This is a genomic window from Solibacillus sp. FSL R7-0682 (assembly GCF_038005985.1).
Lineage (GTDB): Bacteria > Bacillota > Bacilli > Bacillales_A > Planococcaceae > Solibacillus.
Genome location: NZ_JBBOUI010000001.1, coordinates 1719159 through 1737103 on the forward strand (window position 1 = coordinate 1719159; position 17945 = coordinate 1737103).

Here is a 17945-nt window from a genome sequence, read left to right on the forward strand (position 1 = left end):
AAACACTTAAGTTTGCAAACAGGTTGTTTGAAATAAAAATGATTTTCTTTTTGTAAAAGTAGCTTGTATTCATTGATAAAAAAGGATTTTTGAACGTATGTACGGTTTTTTCTTGTATTTCCTTTATGCAAGTGGTAGTGTAATTATACATAGTTTGTAAATATAATTTATGAGGTGACTCAGGTGAATAAAGGACAACGCCATATTCGCATTCGCGATATTATTACAAATAACGAAATCGAAACACAAGATGATTTAGTCGAACAATTAAAAAATGCGGGTTATAATGTCACTCAAGCTACAGTTTCACGAGATATTAAAGAACTACATTTAGTTAAGGTCCCATTACAAGATGGGCGATATAAATACAGCTTACCAGCTGATCAACGCTTTAATCCAATTCAAAAATTGCACCGTTCATTAGCGGATGCATTTGTATCAATCGACGGAGCTTCTCACTTCCTTGTAATGAAAACTTTACCTGGTAACGCCAATGCAATTGGTTCATTACTTGACCATTTAGATTGGAATGAAGTGCTTGGTACAATTTGTGGAGACGACACAATTTTAATTATGTGTCGTACAGAGGACGATCGTGAAGAGATAAAAAATCGTTTATTAGATATGCTATAAACCGAGGTGGATGGGTTTGTTAAGAGAATTAAGCATTCGAAACTTTGCAATCATTGATGACTTAACAGTTAGCTTTTTTGATGGTTTGACTGTATTAACTGGAGAAACAGGTGCTGGGAAATCCATTATCATTGATGCAGTAAATATTTTAGCAGGTGGTCGTGGGTCGACAGAATTTATTCGTCATGGTGCTAAAAAGGCGGAGCTTGGCGGGTTATTTCAAATTAATGATGACAGCCACCCGATCTTTTTAAAGCTAGACGAGCATGGGATTGAAGCCGAAGAGGGCACAATTATTTTACGTCGGGATTTAAATGAATCTGGTAAAAGTATTTGTCGTGTTAATGGGAAGCTTGTTCCGTTGTCTGTTTTACGAGATATTGGTGGTAGCTTAATCGACATTCATGGACAGCATGAAAATCAAGAGCTCATGGATGAAAAATTTCATATTCATTTATTAGATCATTTTGCACAGCATGAGTTAGAAACTGTGAAAAATAAGTATGATGAGGCTTATGAGGCATACCGACAATTAAAGCGTGAAGTCGCTGAATTAAGCATTGATGAGCAACGTATGGCGCAGCGTATAGACTTATATCAATTCCAAATTCAAGAGCTTGAACAAGCTGCACTTCAAGTTGATGAAGAGGATGCATTAAATGAAGAGCGTATACGTTTAATGAATTTTCACAAAATTTTTGAACGCGCAAATATGGCTTATGAAGCTATTTCAGGGGATTCAAACGGCTTAGATAAAATCGGTAACGCGATGAATGCATTAGATGATATTGTCGTACTTGATCCAATCTTTAAAGAGTCATCAGAAGCCGTGACATCGAGTTTTTATGCATTACAAGATGCAGCATATCAAATTAAAAACGCCTTGGATGATTTAGAGTATGATGCGGAACGCTTAAATGATGTAGAGCAACGTTTAGCACTCTATCAAAATATGAAGCGAAAATATGGGACAACTGTCGAAGAAATTTTAGCGTATTATGATAAGATTGAAGAAGAATTAAGTCAATTAATGAATCGTGACGAAACGATGCAAAAAAATGAGCAATTGTTAGCAGAAATGGAAGAAACGCTTAATAATCTAGCGCGTGAATTAACTGCCATACGAAAAGAAAATGCATTGCATTTAAGTGAAGCGATTATGAATGAGCTTCGTATGCTACATATGGAAAAGGCGAAATTTATCGTCAACTTTGAACCATTAAATCAGTTTGACGCTAATGGGAAAGATGCTGTCGCATTTTATATTTCGACAAACGTTGGAGAGCCACCGAAGTCATTACCAAAAGTTGCTTCAGGAGGAGAACTTTCACGCATGATGCTTGCGTTAAAAACGATTTTTTCAACCTCAAATGGTATTACATCCATCATTTTTGACGAGGTTGATACTGGGGTGAGTGGACGTGTCGCACAGGCGATTGCAGAAAAAATTGCCGCAATTTCCGTTAACTCGCAAGTTTTATGTATTTCCCATTTACCGCAAGTAGCGGCAATGGCGGATCATCAATATTATATTAAAAAGCAAGTCGAGCAAGAGCGTACGTTTACGACAGTTACAGAAATGCAGCAGCGACAACGTATCGAAGAAATTAGTCGTATGATGAGTGGATCAGAAATAACAGAGCTCACATTACAACATGCCTCTGAACTGATTCAAATGGCGAATGAACGCAAAGAAGCTTTCCTTAAATAGTAAAAAATAGTGGTACCTAACAATGAGATGTTAGGTGCCTTTTTTCAAGTTGGACAAAAATTTCCGTTCATAACTCCCCATTTTTATCACATAGTAAGCAAAGAAGAGGAGGTGAGATATGAATCGAAAAATGCCTGTCATGTTGTTGCTAATGCTCTTGATATTCCCGATACAAAGCTTTGCAAAGGAATTGATTCCAATGGGGAACTCCATTGGCGTGCAGCTCCAAATGCCATATGTGTTTGTATCGCATGATGTGTTGCTCGAATCAGGTGATTGGTTAAAGCAAGGTGATCGTATTACAAGTCTAAATAACAAAGAGTTAACGGATTTAAATACACTATTTCAACAAAAAGATGATGTCGAGCTAACAGTCGAAAAAGAAGGAAAAAAACGAAAAATTACTGTATCTAAAGATCAGCTTGCCCATTTAAGACCCTTTTTAAAAAGTGAAACAGATGGTATTGGCACTTTAACCTTTATTGATCCTGATACATTGGAGTACGGAGCGTTAGGTCACCAAATTATGGATTCGGTTTTAAAGCAACCACCTGCTTTTTATGATGGAGCCATTTTTGAGGCATCGATTTCCCAAGTGAAAAAGAGCGTGCCTGGACAACCAGGATATAAAGTCTCAATTGTCGATAAATCATTATCACCACTAGGCACTGTGTTAAGTAATGATATTTACGGTATATTTGGTAAATGGGAACAACCGTTACACCAAAGTTTGCATCAGCCTTTAGAAATTATACATGCGGAACAGTTAAAAGAAGGAAAGGCTGAATTATTAACGAGTATAAATGGTGAAAAAGTGGAGTCTTTTGAAATAAAAATAGAGAAAAACGAAGGAAATACCTTCACATTCCACGTTACAGATAAAAGGCTAATCCAACAAACTGGAGGCATTGTTCAGGGAATGAGCGGCAGTCCTATTCTACAGGATAACCAATTTGTCGGAGCTGTAACCCATATGTTTGTCGAAGAACCGACAAAAGGTGCCGGGATTCTACTTGTTGAGATGCTGAAAAAAAGCCCTAATTAATAACTTTTTGACTATACTTTGCATAAAAGTGTAGTCATTTCTTATTTTATACCTTACAATATACATAAAGTAAATTCGACAAATGTAAACCCATATATTTCTATGTCAAAAAAGAAAGAAAATACATTACTTCATACTCATTTTTGTGCTTTATAGAGGAATTTTCTTTATTCTGTCGAAATTTCTCTAAAGTCAAAGCAATAAAATGAGGATGCTAGACATAGTGATGTCGCTAATTTCGTTGTAAATTGTAAAAGCGAATCGTGGAAAAGAGAATTATGAACTCTCTTTTCGTTTAGGGAAAGTTTATATAGACTTTGCCAGCTCGAATATCAACAACAATTAAAGGGGGATTTTGTTTGACGAAAGTGAAAATTGCGATAGTTGACGATAACCGTGAACTTGTGAAAATGATGGAAATGTATTTTAATAATCATCCACAAATCGAAGTTGTAGCTACTGCATCAAATGGGAAAATGTGTATAAAAATGTTGAGTGAACATACAATTGATGTATTATTGCTAGATATAATAATGCCTCATTTAGATGGACTTGCCGTATTGGAAGCGATGCATAAAGAAGAACGCCATTACAACACACAAGTTATTATGTTAACAGCATTTGGACAAGAAGATGTCATGAAGCAAGCTGTTGACTTTGGTGCCTCTTACTTTATGTTAAAGCCGTTTGAATTTGAGCAACTTGAACAAAAAATCCTCCATTGTGCTGGTCAGAAAGTAGAAACAGTAAAAAGGAAATCAATTTTAGAACCGAATGCTGTTACAAAACTTGATCAACGTCAACTAGATACAACAATTACTTCTATTATAAAAGAAATCGGTGTACCAGCTCATATTAAAGGCTACGCTTATTTAAGAGAAGCCATTCAAATGGTTTATTATGATATTGAACTTCTAGGGTCTGTGACGAAAATTTTATATCCTGAAATTGCGAAAAAATTTAGTACAACCCCGTCGAGAGTTGAGCGTGCTATCCGCCATGCTATTGAAGTCGCATGGAACAGAGGAAGCTATGAAAATATTTCGGAGCTTTTCGGTTACACAGTTCACCATATGAAGTCAAAACCAACAAATTCAGAATTCATTGCCATGATTGCGGACAAGATCCGTATTGAAATTGTCGCGAGTTAAGCGTTGGTATGACCGACTTTATAGCGGACAGGCTAGCGCAGAATATGCGGTGAACCTAGTTTATATTATCGCCTTCTTAAACAGTTATTTACGACTGCTTAAGGGGGCGTTTTTATGTCTTTTTGTACATCTATGCTATTTCAACGCAAAGCAAATTAAAAATTACCCCAAGCACGGGACGCTACCTGCCCATCCGTAATATTTTTTAACTGAGGCCATACTATTGAGTAACATTTTTTTTGTAAGTTTAATAAACTTGAAATGCCACGTTTGCAAGGCACAATTATCAGGTGAAGGTTTAATCGATATGGATAAATCAAATGTCTTTCCGTTAGATAATTTGAATTGAATTGTAATACGGTTTATGGAGTTTACAAATATTGTTATTTACGTTATGGTCAATCATATAATTTTTTAATTGCATAAAAGGGGGAATCGTTAATGAAGAAAATACTTTTAATTGCTATACCTTTACTGCTACTGACTGCTTGCTCTTTTACTTCAAATAGTAATATTACAGAAGAATTTTTAGAAAGTGTTCCATATCCAAACTCAACAGAGATATTAGATAAACAGCAAAAGGATGATTATGAAGTTGTATTCTATAAAGATGAATCCGGATTTCGTATAGGATATAAAAAGTTGGATTATAAATATTGGACAAATACTGCCAACGGTGAGATAAATCCAGATGACGGTTTTGACTGGGTAATGATTAATGATCCAAAAGTACCTATAACTTTGTTTGGTGGAATTATTACAAATAAACAAATTACAACTGTTCTTGTAAAACAAAAAACAATAGAAAAAGAAGCAACAATTGTTGAGACTAATGAAGGGTTTAGAGGATGGTTTGTAAAATTTGATTCTTTAGAAAATGCAATTTCTGGGGAACCAGACCCATTGAAAATTGAAGCATATGATACAAATGGAACGATTTTGTGGAAAGATGGCGTGTATGAAGATGGGTATTTTTCTGGGGAGATAAGTAATTAACCTAAAATATCTTGAGGATTTCGGCTGGATCTGTATAAAGGGGCCCCGGTTTGTTTTGAGACACCATTTGCCCTTTTAAGACTACTGCTCGCCCTTATGGCTGTATTCTTTTGTATCGGTTTCATTAAAGCTTATCAAAACGATTCAAAATAAAAAGAAGAATAATCCTTGGAGGTTAATGATGACGTTTTTCAAAAAAGGTTCTTTATTGTTTGGGGCAGGATCTCTATGTATTTTATTATGTGGATGCGGGATTGCTGAAGCACTTGATGAAATAGATCCGTACGTATCAGCTATCGAAGAAATCGATATTCCCGATGATGTAAAGGTGATCGGCTTGGGTGAGGCAACACATGGAAATATAGAATTTCAACAGTTGAAAAAAGACGTTTTTGAAGTACTTATAAAAAATGAAAATGTCCGTGTTTTTGTGTTAGAAGGTGATTTTGGAGCCGGACAGCAAATTAATCAATTCATTTTAAAGGGAACTGGTACTGCAGAAGAGGTAGTAAACAGCCTAGATTACGGTATTTATAAGACAGAACAAATGATTGATCTTGTTCAATGGATGCATGATTATAACAAGACCGTGAACGAGGACAAGAAAGTTTATTTTTACGGAAATGATATGCAACGGTATGACTATAGCAAGAAAGCCGTATTTGACTACTATAAACTTGTGAATGCAGATGCTTTCAAGCAATATGCATTACAGCTGGAACATGTGTCAAATGATACAATGCGCGAGTTAACGACGGAACAATTGAACGAGTTTGATGAAACAATAGATAATATCATTTTAGACCTACAAGCAAATGAAGTATTTTACGTGGAACAATCATCTACTGAAGCATATCTCTTTGCATTACAATACGCACAAATCATGAAACAGCGTACACAGTTATTTTTAAACGACGGAGATTATACGAAGCTTCGCGATCAATATTTGGCGGATAATTTACAATGGATTGCTGAATTTGAAGCACAGCGAGGTCACGATAAACTATTCATTACCGGACATAATGGGCACATTGAAAAAACGTCTGCATCGTTAGCTGGCTACAAATCGATGGGAGATTATTTAGATGAGCTATATGGTGAAGAATACTTTGCAATTGGTACTGATTTTATCAGCAGCGAGTTTCAGGCGAAGAATGGTGGCTCTGGTGATCGACAAATTCATACACTAGAGAATCATAATGGTTTAGTTGATGCATTTAGTGAAGCGGAGTCAAATGTTTTCTATGTTGATTTTGAAAAAGTTAGTAAGTCGGATGAGTTGTTTGAAATTATCTCGAAAGAACAAAAAATGGCGAATGTTGGGGATGATTTCCAGTGGTGGTACAAAACTTTAAAGATGTTTTACACGATTGAAATGATACCGAATGAAGCATATGACGGTATTATAATTGTAAAGGTTGCAACACCAACAAATGTCATAGAATAGCACTATTTATTAAGTACAAAGCATAAAACAAGGAAAGGCAGCAATCACTTTCTTGATATATAGCAATCGGACGCCCATTCACTAAAAATTCGTCTATTTTCATTTTATGACGATTTAGTAATCAGGTAGGATATTTTTAGTATTCAGTCATATCCTTAAATTAAAAAGGAGGGTAGAAGCTGAAAAAGGATAGAGTTACTATTGTGGGGACCGTAGTAATTTTGATTGTAGGAACCTTCTTTTTTATTAATAATTCCTTGTTTAAAGAAAAATTTTCTGAAATTCCATCTATAGTAAGTTCTGAGGAAATGGAGAATTTCCTCTATCGAGATCCTGGAATTATAAATCAGATGCAAAATGAATTATCGGGAAGAGGTTATGAATACAGAATTTTGATTGCAGCGTATTCAAAAGAGAATATTCAAATGAAAATAATCTTATTAAACAAAGAAGCAACAGAATTAGAACAAAATAGGGTGAAATCAATCTTTCATGAATTAGTTGAAAAATCCAATTTAAATCTGAAGTCATTTACTCTTAAAGTGAATGACTCATATGATGGACCAGATTGGTAAGGAGTGTACATTGGCACAAAAATCAAGTTATAATCCGCTAGTTTAAACAATAAGATAATAGGGAAAAATATGAAAAAAGGTATGAGGTGTGGCATTGAGTATATTTAATGGATTGATGGGAAATGCAAGCGAAGTTAATTTAGAAGCGCTGCAAAAAGATGTACAAAAATTACTTGTAGAAGGCGAAAGTATCCAAAGTGCTTATAAAGTAATTCGAGACACCTTTATATTTACAAATAGACGTTTAATTCTTGTCGATAAACAAGGGGTAACCGGCAAGAAAACAGAATATCTTTCTATACCATATAAAAGTATTGTTCACTTTTCAGTAGAAACCGCTGGAACATTTGATTTAGATGCAGAGCTTAAAATTTGGATTTCAGGTAATGCGACGCCTTTACAGAAGAACTTTAATAAATCGACTAATATTTATGATGTGCAGCGTGTGTTAGCTAAATATGTCATAGGATAAATCATGATCGAAATCGACATTGTTGTTCGTTTTTAAAGGATAACAGACAAAACCTATGTGGACATTATGGATTTAAATACAATTTTTTGAAAAAACGTTTAACCTCTTCGAAAAAGGGGTATTACTTAAATCAGTAAGACATTTCTTATGTAGTTTTACCTCCTTTCATAGAATAATATGCGATAAGTCATATTATTCCTTTTAGGCGCCTAATATAGATTAGGCGCTTTTTTTGTCATGGTAATTTAATATTCTTTTTACATACATGTTCAATTTCTAGGGTAATGTAAAAGAAAATTATCCTAAATTGAGGTGAATTAGTTGAAGAGCTGGAGTTTATTATTTGTATTATTACTGTTTTTAGTTATATGGGTACTTTTTCTCTTGCCCCGAGAAGTAGATAATACTACTTCCGTTGCTTCTGATTCTTCAGAAACCCCATTAACGAATTATATTATGAATTTGGAACTACAGCGGGAAGAATGTTATAGTGATATACTGATACTTGGGACGCTTAATATACAACAGTTAGAAAGACTCAAATTTATGTTGGAAATCTACTTAGAAGAACTAACAAACGTTAAAAGGGTAGTGCAATTCGAAGAAAAGCAAGATTGGCGCTTAAATCAATCAATTGAACTAGATATGAAATTAATAGAGAAAGTAATACTAGCAATTGAGACTAAAGACGAGGAATATTTACGTGATTCTATGCAAATTTATCAGCAATTGATAAAGTTACAGCAGATGCTTAAGAAAGAAATTGAAAATAGTAATTTCTAATAGGCAGAACATTTATTGAATAGTACAAATATTTGCTAATTATCACAAAATGTATTCAATATTTAGCTAAACAAAATTCTAAATATTGTATATACTGTATTGTATGGGGAGGAGGATATGCGTGGTCCTTTTTGAAAATCGTTTTTTTGAAATTACAGAGCAGAATGGAAAAGTTTATTTAACAACATTACAGACTGGTTTTTTGTTAAAAGATTTTGATGCAATTGTACGCTTAAATCCTCGCATTAAATTAACGAACTTCGCCGTATTGAAAAAGGTTTTATTAGAGGTTTCTACTGCACCGGTAGAAATAGGAATTTGGTTACCGCCTATGACATTAGAAGTTTCCCGTGATAAAATGTCAGCTTCATTATTTGTCTATGAAACACAGGAGCACATTCGATCGAATGCGCAGTCTTTCCAACGAGATGTAATGAAGCATTTAAATGAACATAATATAAAGCACGGTATTTTAGACATTAAGCTAGAATCGATTGTATGCGGTAAAGCAATATTAATTGCACAAGGTACGCCTCCTATTAAAGGAGAAGATGCTAAAATAACGTACTTACAAATTCCAGAGCGAAAGCCTGTTATTCGTGAAGATGGAAAAGCTGATTACTATGACATGAACTTCATTTATGAAATTGAGGAAGGGGCTTGGTTAGGTGAAAAAATTCATGCACAACCAGGCACTCCTGGGCGAAATGTCCATGATGAGCTAGTAGCGGCTCAAAGTGGTCGAGATATGCCGTTAAAATATGACCGTAAATCTGCCTATGAAGTAGAAGAGAATGGGAAAACGGTTATCCGCTCAAAAATTAGTGGGGTATTAGAAGAAAATCAAGGAATGGTCGGAGTTAATCATCATTTACCGATTAATGGTGATGTGGGCGTTGAGACAGGAAATATTGATTTTGCTGGATCAATTTCAATTCGAGGAACGGTGCAAGCTGGATTTACGGTAATTGCTAAAGGGGATATCTCAATCGAAGGTCCTGAAGGGGTTTCAGGTGCAAAATTAATTAAATCGATTGAAGGAGACGTCTTTATTCGTGGAGGAATATTCGGCCTAGGTCAAACGCGAGTAGAGGCAAGTGGGAACATTTTCGTAAAGCATGTAAATGAAGCGAATTTAGTAGCTGGAAACGATGTCCATATTGGCTTTTATGCATTAGGTTCAAATATAAATGCGCAGTCAATTCTCGTGGACGAGCGAAAAGGTAAAATTATCGGTGGAACAGCTATTGCGAAAAATACGATTGTAACTGCAGTTTCTGGTAATCGTTTAGAAAGAAGAACAGAATTAATTATTAATAGTGTAAATAAAGCAGAAGGGCTTGAAGCTATTCAAACGAAAGCTGCTTTATTAAAATCAATGCAAGATGACATATTACATTCAGAGTCCCAAATTAATCGTGTACTTCCGGTCGTTAACAATTTAACAAAGCCTCAAATAGCTGCCTTTGAACAAACAAAGCAACGATTAGTAGCTAATAAAGAATCAGCTGCAAACTTAGACAGGGAAATTAAGCAATTGATGAATGATTTGCGAAGTGTAGGAAAAGAAGAAATCCAAGTTACTAAGGAAGCATACCCAGGTACATATATCCAAATTGGTAAAAAGTCTACTATATTATCAAAAATGACGAATGGAAGATTTTTATTAGAATTTGGAGAGTTGAACGTATAATGAAACATATTCCAATTTTTGCGCATCGCGGTGCATCGGGCTATGCACTTGAAAATACTTTAAAAGCGTTTGAGAAAGCAAAGGCTCTTGGAGCAGATGGTATTGAAATTGACCTTCAAATTTCAAAGGATGCTATTTTTGTCGTTTTTCATGATTTAGATTTAAAACGATTAGTCGGGATAAGGAAGTTAGTTTCAGATTGTACCGCTGAAGAGTTGATGAAATACAATTTAGGCTCAAGATGGGAACGAATATTCCAGCGTCAGCGAATGATGTCATTTCAACAACTTATTCAATGGGCGACTAAAGAAAAAATGGCATTAAACATCGAATTAAAAGAGTCGATACTTGAAAATCATGATGTACTCCGTCAAACAATGCGAACAATCGAATTACCTGAAAACAGTCATATTTCATCATTTCACACTTCATTATTAAAAACGGTAAAAGAAGTGCGTCCTGATATTGAAACAGCGATTTTAGTTACGAAGAAATTTGATTGGCACAATGTAAGCAAACAGAACTGTTTTGATGTAATACATGCACATAAAAAGTATTATAAGCCACAATATTTAAACTGTTGTGATGAAGCAAAAATTGGAATCCGCTTTTATGGGATAAAGGGCAACGAATCCTATCTTGCAAATCCTCATCCTGCAGTTTTAGGCTGGATAACTGATTATCCAGATAAAGTTCGTAAAGCTCAAAAATATAAAGTGGATTTCAACCGCGGGGTTTGAAAAAAATAGCTAAGACCGAAAACGATTAGGTTTTACTAACGAAAAAAGACAGCGATTACGGTAAAGAACCGGAAAGGCTGTCTTTTCAAATTACTTTTGCCATTTTTGTGCGACTTTTCCACGCTTGCGATCCCTATGTAATAAGAAGCCTGCAAAAAATAAAAAGGCTACTACGAAGAAAATAATCCCTACGACAAATTGCAACCAAATCCATGGAAATGGTGGAATGAGAACACCGAAAAGTGTATCGCGCATAAACTTAATCCCGGCAGCCATCATAATTGCTGGAATAACAAGAATAATAAACGCAACGAAACGTGCCATTCAAAACCCTCCTTACAACTAAGTTCATTTTACAATTGTCATCTTCAAAGTCAAGGAAACTCCAAAAATTCCAATAAAAAACAATAGAATTATGTCGAATACTAGTCGAAATGCTTTATTAAGATAATAATATCAATAAAAAATAAGTGCTTCTAAATATGAAAATCTATTCAATTAACCTATTAAATTATCCGAATTTTCCAACTTAATCAAAATTAGCTATTTATAGTTGCGTGATTGAATAATTGAAAGTATTGTAAATTTAAAGATAATAAATTATTCATTTTTAAATATCTATTTATCTTTAAGTAGAATAAAATAATTAAAACGAGAAAGTAAGCGCTTTCTTTGTAAAAGGAGAAGAGTATTATGGAAATTTTCAAGTACATGCAGAAATATGATTTTGAGCAATTAGTATTTTGCCAAGATGAAGCATCTGGCTTAAAAGCGGTTATAGCAATTCATGATACAACGTTAGGTCCAGCTCTAGGTGGGTCGCGTATGTGGACTTACGCCTCTGAAGAAGCCGCTATCGAAGATGCTCTTCGACTAGCTCGTGGAATGACTTATAAAAATGCTGCAGCAGGCTTAAATTTAGGGGGCGGCAAAACGGTCATTATTGGAGATCCATTTAAAGATAAAAATGAAGAAATGTTCCGTGCGCTTGGTCGTTTTATTCAAGGGCTAAATGGTCGATATATTACAGCTGAGGATGTTGGTACGACAGTTGCAGATATGGATTTAATTCACGAAGAAACCAATTATGTTACAGGCATTTCACCGGCATTTGGAAGTTCGGGCAACCCTTCACCGGTAACAGCATATGGCGTATTTCTAGGGATGAAGGCCGCGGCAAAAGAAGCTTTCGGAGATGATTCACTTCGTGGGAAATCTGTCGCGATACAAGGCTTAGGCAATGTAGCATACACTTTATGTGAATACTTGCATAAAGAAGGTGCGAACCTAATTGTAACGGATATCAATCCAAATGCAGTAGAGCGTGTAGTAAATGATTTTGGTGCAACTGCTGTAGCGCCAAATGAAATATATGAACAAGAAGTTGATATTTTCTCTCCATGTGCACTTGGTGCAGTGATTAACGATGAAACATTACCAAAGTTAAAAGTAAAAGTAATTGCAGGATCAGCAAATAACCAATTAGCTGAATCAAAACATGGTAAAGCATTGCATGAAATGGGTATTGTATATGCACCAGACTACGTAATTAACGCTGGTGGAGTAATTAACGTAGCGGATGAATTATACGGCTACAATCGTGATCGTGCAATGAAGCGAGTAGAAACGATTTATACAAGCCTAGAAAAAATCTTTGCAATTTCAAAGCAAGAAAATATTCCAACGTATGTAGCAGCTAACCGCTTAGCGGAGGAGCGAATTGCTCGTGTCGCAAAATCACGAAGTCAGTTTTTACAAAATGAAAAAAACATATTAAATGGTCGTTAAAATCATAAAAGTTCTTTCTATTGCATGAAAAGGGGTGTTTGGCATGGCAAAAGAATATGATGTCGTCATTTTAGGTGGAGGTACAGGGGGCTATGTTGCAGCCATTCGTGCATCACAGCTTGGCTTGAAAACAGCCATCGTAGAAAAAAATAAACTTGGGGGCACCTGCTTACATGCTGGATGTATCCCAACAAAAGCATTGCTTCGCAGTGCAGAAGTATATACACAATCAAAACGTGCAAATGAGTTTGGGATCGAAATCAACGGCATTGAAATCAATTTCAGTGCGGTACAGCAACGTAAGCAGTCGGTTGTAGAACAGCTCTATAATGGTGTGCAGCATTTGATGAAAAAAGGAAACATCGATGTATACAACGGCTACGGCCGAATTTTAGGACCTTCGATATTTTCACCAATGCCCGGAACGATTTCAGTCGAAATGAATGACGGTACTGAAAATGAGATGCTAATCCCGAAAAATGTTGTCATTGCTACAGGTTCAAGGCCACGTCATCTTGATGGTTTAAAAGTAGATGGGGAAAAAGTATTTACTTCAGATGAATTTTTAACGATTGAGAAATTACCGAAGTCGATCATCATTATTGGTGGAGGAGTAATTGGGGTAGAATGGGCTTCGATGCTAGCAGATTTTAATGTAGACGTCACGATTTTAGAAATAGGAGATCGTCTATTGCCTACAGAGGATGAGGCGATCTCAGCTGAAATGCAAAAGCTTCTAAAAAAACGCGGAATTAAAATCTTTACGAATGTGTCATTTGATGCAAAAGAAATAGCTGTAGGTAAAGATGTAACCGTTACATTATCCGAAAAAGAAAATATAACTGCAGAAGCCTTACTATTATCAATTGGTCGCCAAGCAAATGTAGAAAATATCGGGATTGAAAATACGGAAATTTCTACAGAGACGGGTTTTATTGACGTAAATGAATACTTCCAAACGAAGGAAAGTCATATTTATGCAATAGGAGATGTTATTGGTGGGATGCAATTAGCACATGTTGCGTCTCATGAAGGAATTCGGGCAATTGAACATATTGCGGGAGAACAATTAATCCCAATCAAGTATGCCAATATTGCACGTGGTGTTTATAGTCATCCTGAAGTAGCGAGTGTTGGCCTAACTGAGGCACAGGCAAATAAGGAAGGCTACCATGTGAAAACGGCAACATTTCCATTTAAAGCAATCGGAAAAGCAATGGTCTATGGTGAGACAGATGGTTTTGTAAAGCTGATTGCAGATGAAGCGAGCAACGATGTTATTGGGGTTCACTTAATTGGACCGCATGCGACAGATTTAATTTCAGAAGCAGCGCTAGGGTTGTTTTTAAATGCCTCGCCGTGGGAAATCGGGCAAATGATCCATCTACATCCATCACTTAGTGAGGTAATCGGTGAAGCGGCATTAGCGATCGATGGGAAAGCGATCCACTTTTAATAGAAGTTTAAAGCGATAATACAAAGGGGTTCAATCAACTTATCGTTATGAATTGAAACAAATGGGGGTTGATGAAATGAGTGAAATAAAACTAACACATCAACAATTAGGGTTATCTGATGAAGATGTGATGAAAATGTATGAAACGATGTTACTAGCACGTCGTATTGATGAGCGTATGTGGTTATTAAACCGCGCAGGGAAAATTCCATTCGTGATTTCCTGTCAAGGGCAAGAGGCGGCTCAAGTGGGTGCTGCCTTTGCTCTCGACAATTCTAAAGATTATATTGCGCCGTATTATCGGGATATGGGAGTTGTCTTGCATTTTGGCATGACAGCAAAAGATTTAATGCTATCCGCCTTTGCAAAAGAAGAGGATCCAAACTCAGGTGGACGACAAATGCCAGGTCACTTTGGGCAAAAGAAAAACCGCATCTTAACAGGGTCATCCCCGGTTACGACACAAGTACCTCATGCAGTAGGTGTGGCGTTAGCAGGGAAAATGCAACAAAAGGATTTTATTACCTTTGTAACACTTGGGGAAGGTTCATCCAATCAGGGAGATTTCCATGAAGGGGCAAACTTCGCAGGAGTACACAAATTACCAGTCATTATTATGGTTGAAAATAATCAGTATGCAATTTCGGTTCCAGTAGATCGGCAATTAGGCTGTGCAAAAGTGTCAGACCGAGCAATCGGCTATGGGATGCCTGGCGTAACAGTTGATGGTAAAAATCCATTAGAAGTGTATCGTGTGGTTAAAGAGGCTGCAGATCGCGCAAGAAGTGGAGAAGGGCCATCATTAATTGAAACGGTAACATTTCGTTTGACAGCTCATTCCTCAGATGATGATGACCGACAATATCGAACAGCAGAAGATATTGCTGAAGGCAAAGCGAAGGATCCAATTTTATTGTTTGAGACGTATTTAAAAGAACAAGGTGTTGCAGATGATGCTTTACTACAATCTGTAAATGAAAAGATTATGGAATTGGTAAATGAGGCAACAGATTATGCGGAAAATGCCGCATATGCACCACCAGAACATGCATTGAAATATGTCTATGCGGAAGGAGAAGATGCGTAATGGCGGTAATTTCTTATATTGATGCGATTAACTTAGCGATGAAAGAAGAAATGGAACGTGATGAACGTGTCTTTATTCTCGGGGAAGACGTTGGACGTAAAGGTGGCGTATTCAAAGCGACAACGGGCTTGTATGACCAATTTGGTGAAGCACGAGTACTCGATACGCCTTTAGCTGAAAGTGCAATTGCAGGGGTGGCTATTGGAGCTGCCATGTATGGATTACGTCCAATTGCTGAAATGCAGTTTGCTGATTTTATTATGCCAGCGGTGAACCAAATCGTCTCAGAAGCGGCAAAAATACGTTATCGAACAAATAATGATTGGAGCTGTCCGCTTGTAGTCCGGGCTCCATTTGGTGGAGGGATTCATGGGGCACTATATCATTCCCAATCCGTTGAAGCATTATTTGCTGGAACACCTGGATTGAAAATCGTTATTCCATCAACGCCTTATGATGCAAAAGGGTTATTAAAAGCAGCGATTCGAGACCCAGATCCGGTATTGTTTTTTGAGCATAAGCGTGCCTATCGCTTAATTAAAGGGGAAGTTCCGGCAGATGATTATACACTTCCGATTGGAAAAGCTGACATTAAACGTGCTGGAGACGATGTAACAGTAATTACGTATGGTCTCGCAGTACACTTTGCGCTGCAAGCTGCGGAACGCCTTGAAAAGGATGGGATTGAAACACATATTCTTGATTTACGTACAGTTTATCCATTAGATCAAGAAGCAATTATTGAGGCCGCACAAAAAACCGGAAAGGTGCTTCTTATTACAGAAGACAATAAAGAAGGCAGTATCATGAGTGAAGTTGCAGCGATTATCGCGGAGCATTGCCTCTTTGAATTAGATGCACCGATTAAACGTTTAGCAGGTCCAGATGTACCTGCAATGCCTTATGCACCTACGATGGAAAAGTTTTTCATGATCAATCCTGAAAAAGTAGAACGAGCAATTCGTGAATTAGCAGCCTTTTAAGTATAAGGGGGGATTTTTATGACGATTCAAAATATACTCATGCCTCAGCTTGGAGAAAGTGTAACGGAAGGGAAAATCGAACGTTGGCTTGTGCAAGTAGGCGATAAAGTAAATAAATATGATCCAATTGCGGAAGTAACAACTGATAAAGTGAATGCGGAAATTCCGTCATCCTTTACAGGGACTATTAAAGAATTTATTGCAACTGAGGGAGAAACATTGCCAGTTGGTGCTGTTGTATGCTCGATCGAAGTTGAAGAGGCAAATATTCCAGCTGCACCAGCTCCAAAAAGTTCAAATGTTAGCTCGGCAATTTTAAATGCAGGTATACAGCGTCAAGAACAAACGCCACCGACAAAATTAACGGAAAAAGCAGAACGACCTCAGCGTAAAGGAGGTCGTTATTCACCAGCCGTATTGATGTTAGCTGAAAAGCATGATGTAGATTTATCACAAATTGTCGGTACGGGTGCAGAAAATCGTATTACCCGTAAGGATGTTGAAGCATACGTTGCAGCTGGAAAGCCGATGAAACAAGTAAACACTAATAATGAAATGTCTATGCAGACAGAACAGGAATCAAAAGTTTCCTCTTCGGCAATACTGGAAGATAAGCAACAGCAATTGATTGAAAGTGCAACAGGTGATATCGAAATTCCTGTAACACAAGTTCGAAAGGCGATTGCTAAAAACATGCTACGAAGCACACATGAAATTCCGCATGCATGGATGATGATGGAAGTAGATGTAACAGAACTTGTAGAATATCGTGATAGCATTAAATCGGAATTTAAGAAAAAGGAAGGGTTTAACTTAACCTACTTTGCCTTCTTCTTAAAGGCTGTTTCTCAAGCGTTAAAGGAGTTCCCGATGATGAACTCTGTTTGGGCAGAAGATAAAATTATACAAAAGAAGGATATTAATTTATCAATTGCTGTCGCTACGGAGGACGCACTTTTTGTGCCAGTAATCAAAAATGTTGATGAAAAGTCGATTAAGGGAATCGCGAAAGAAATCCATGAATATGCACAAATTGTTCGGAACGGTCAATTGAAACTTGAACATATGCAAGGTGGAACATTTACGGTAAACAACACAGGTTCTTTTGGATCTGTCCAATCAATGGGAATTATCAATTATCCACAAGCTGCCATTTTGCAAGTGGAAAGTATTGTAAAAAGACCTGTAATAGTACAGGGGAATATGATTGCTCCACGTTATATGGTGAACTTATGTTTGTCATTAGACCATAGAATTTTAGACGGACTTATTTGTGGTAAATTCTTATCTCGTGTCAAAAATATACTCGAAAATGTCGATAAACAGAAGATGTCAGTCTACTAAAAACCTCTCGGAAGCCTGTAAATAAAGGCTTCCGTTGTTTT

Annotated in this window: 17 protein-coding genes and 1 pseudogene; 17 read left to right on the forward strand and 1 reads right to left on the reverse strand. The window is 36.6% G+C overall.

The genetic code is table 11. The features are described 5' to 3' along the window. The first annotated feature begins 183 nt into the window (after nt 1–183). The 12 genes and pseudogenes from ahrC to MKZ17_RS08880 all read left to right on the forward strand — a co-directional run bounded on the left by ahrC (nt 184) and on the right by MKZ17_RS08880 (nt 11246). Nucleotides 184–633, forward strand: coding sequence for a transcriptional regulator AhrC/ArgR (gene ahrC, locus MKZ17_RS08830; RefSeq protein WP_340723372.1), 450 nt, complete (start codon nt 184–186; stop codon nt 631–633). Nucleotides 634–649: 16 nt separating this feature from the next. Next, entirely contained in the window at nt 650–2344 is a 1695-nt protein-coding gene (gene recN / locus MKZ17_RS08835; RefSeq protein ID WP_340723373.1) for a DNA repair protein RecN, read from the forward strand. A gap of 118 nt (nt 2345–2462) precedes the next feature. Further along, on the forward strand, nt 2463–3389 hold the full coding sequence (locus MKZ17_RS08840; RefSeq protein ID WP_340723374.1) for a SpoIVB peptidase S55 domain-containing protein: 927 nt from the start codon (nt 2463–2465) through the stop codon (nt 3387–3389). A 359-nt stretch (nt 3390–3748) separates the two neighbouring features. Then, complete coding sequence (spo0A, locus tag MKZ17_RS08845) at nt 3749–4540, forward strand: sporulation transcription factor Spo0A (RefSeq protein ID WP_340723375.1); 792 nt, start codon at nt 3749–3751, stop codon at nt 4538–4540. A 441-nt stretch (nt 4541–4981) separates the two neighbouring features. Further along, entirely contained in the window at nt 4982–5536 is a 555-nt protein-coding gene (locus tag MKZ17_RS08850; protein ID WP_340723376.1) for a hypothetical protein, read from the forward strand. A gap of 54 nt (nt 5537–5590) precedes the next feature. Continuing rightward, nucleotides 5591–5689: pseudogene (locus tag MKZ17_RS20580) on the forward strand (DUF2812 domain-containing protein); the annotation flags it as partial. A 28-nt stretch (nt 5690–5717) separates the two neighbouring features. Next, a complete protein-coding gene (locus MKZ17_RS08855; protein WP_340723377.1) occupies nt 5718–6983 on the forward strand; it encodes an erythromycin esterase family protein in 1266 nt (421 codons plus the stop codon). Between the two features lie 221 nt (nt 6984–7204). Next, the gene (locus MKZ17_RS08860; RefSeq protein WP_340723378.1) at nt 7205–7558 is read left to right on the forward strand and encodes a hypothetical protein; all 354 of its coding nucleotides are present in this window, start codon (nt 7205–7207) and stop codon (nt 7556–7558) included. A gap of 94 nt (nt 7559–7652) precedes the next feature. Further along, a complete protein-coding gene (locus MKZ17_RS08865; RefSeq protein ID WP_340723379.1) occupies nt 7653–8030 on the forward strand; it encodes a PH domain-containing protein in 378 nt (125 codons plus the stop codon). Nucleotides 8031–8414: 384 nt separating this feature from the next. After that, a complete protein-coding gene (locus tag MKZ17_RS08870) occupies nt 8415–8813 on the forward strand; it encodes a hypothetical protein (protein ID WP_340723380.1) in 399 nt (132 codons plus the stop codon). Between the two features lie 121 nt (nt 8814–8934). Next, nucleotides 8935–10506, forward strand: a complete 1572-nt coding sequence (locus MKZ17_RS08875) for a DUF342 domain-containing protein (RefSeq protein WP_340723381.1) — start codon at nt 8935–8937, stop codon at nt 10504–10506. Beyond that, the gene (locus MKZ17_RS08880) at nt 10506–11246 is read left to right on the forward strand and encodes a glycerophosphodiester phosphodiesterase (RefSeq protein WP_340723382.1); all 741 of its coding nucleotides are present in this window, start codon (nt 10506–10508) and stop codon (nt 11244–11246) included. Before MKZ17_RS08875 ends, MKZ17_RS08880 begins: the two co-directional genes overlap by 1 nt. Nucleotides 11247–11336: 90 nt before the next feature. On the opposite strand, the gene MKZ17_RS08885 is transcribed toward MKZ17_RS08880, so the two are convergent. Next, nucleotides 11337–11570, reverse strand: coding sequence for a DUF2627 domain-containing protein (locus MKZ17_RS08885; protein WP_340723383.1), 234 nt, complete (start codon nt 11568–11570; stop codon nt 11337–11339). A gap of 369 nt (nt 11571–11939) precedes the next feature. Here MKZ17_RS08885 and MKZ17_RS08890 point away from each other — a divergent pair, with 369 nt between their 5' ends. The 5 genes from MKZ17_RS08890 (at nt 11940) to MKZ17_RS08910 (ending at nt 17904) form a co-directional block, all read left to right on the forward strand. Next, a complete protein-coding gene (locus MKZ17_RS08890; RefSeq protein WP_340723384.1) occupies nt 11940–13034 on the forward strand; it encodes a Leu/Phe/Val dehydrogenase in 1095 nt (364 codons plus the stop codon). A 43-nt stretch (nt 13035–13077) separates the two neighbouring features. Next, on the forward strand, nt 13078–14490 hold the full coding sequence (lpdA, locus tag MKZ17_RS08895; protein ID WP_340723385.1) for a dihydrolipoyl dehydrogenase: 1413 nt from the start codon (nt 13078–13080) through the stop codon (nt 14488–14490). 76 nt (nt 14491–14566) lie between these two features. Beyond that, nucleotides 14567–15577: a thiamine pyrophosphate-dependent dehydrogenase E1 component subunit alpha gene (locus MKZ17_RS08900; RefSeq protein WP_340723386.1), complete on the forward strand. Its 1011-nt coding sequence runs from the start codon at nt 14567–14569 to the stop codon at nt 15575–15577. After that, nucleotides 15577–16560, forward strand: a complete 984-nt coding sequence (locus tag MKZ17_RS08905; RefSeq protein ID WP_340723387.1) for an alpha-ketoacid dehydrogenase subunit beta — start codon at nt 15577–15579, stop codon at nt 16558–16560. The genes MKZ17_RS08900 and MKZ17_RS08905 overlap by 1 nt, the downstream gene beginning before the upstream one ends. An 18-nt stretch (nt 16561–16578) precedes the next feature. Next, nucleotides 16579–17904 (forward strand): dihydrolipoamide acetyltransferase family protein, encoded by a 1326-nt coding sequence (locus MKZ17_RS08910; RefSeq protein WP_340723388.1) that lies wholly within the window; start codon nt 16579–16581, stop codon nt 17902–17904. Nucleotides 17905–17945 lie beyond the last annotated feature (41 nt).

Bases quoted from the DNA above. Each gene is read 5' to 3' on its own strand.
- MKZ17_RS08840 (WP_340723374.1), top strand. From the start codon at position 2,463: ATGAATCGAAAAATGCCTGTCATGTTGTTGCTAATGCTCTTGATATTC.
- MKZ17_RS08850 (WP_340723376.1), top strand. From the start codon at position 4,982: ATGAAGAAAATACTTTTAATTGCTATACCTTTACTGCTACTGACTGCT.
- MKZ17_RS08855 (WP_340723377.1), top strand. From the start codon at position 5,718: ATGACGTTTTTCAAAAAAGGTTCTTTATTGTTTGGGGCAGGATCTCTA.
- MKZ17_RS08880 (WP_340723382.1), top strand. From the start codon at position 10,506: ATGAAACATATTCCAATTTTTGCGCATCGCGGTGCATCGGGCTATGCA.
- MKZ17_RS08885 (WP_340723383.1), bottom strand. From the start codon at position 11,570: ATGGCACGTTTCGTTGCGTTTATTATTCTTGTTATTCCAGCAATTATG.
- MKZ17_RS08890 (WP_340723384.1), top strand. From the start codon at position 11,940: ATGGAAATTTTCAAGTACATGCAGAAATATGATTTTGAGCAATTAGTA.
- lpdA (WP_340723385.1), top strand. From the start codon at position 13,078: ATGGCAAAAGAATATGATGTCGTCATTTTAGGTGGAGGTACAGGGGGC.
- MKZ17_RS08900 (WP_340723386.1), top strand. From the start codon at position 14,567: ATGAGTGAAATAAAACTAACACATCAACAATTAGGGTTATCTGATGAA.
- MKZ17_RS08905 (WP_340723387.1), top strand. From the start codon at position 15,577: ATGGCGGTAATTTCTTATATTGATGCGATTAACTTAGCGATGAAAGAA.
- MKZ17_RS08910 (WP_340723388.1), top strand. From the start codon at position 16,579: ATGACGATTCAAAATATACTCATGCCTCAGCTTGGAGAAAGTGTAACG.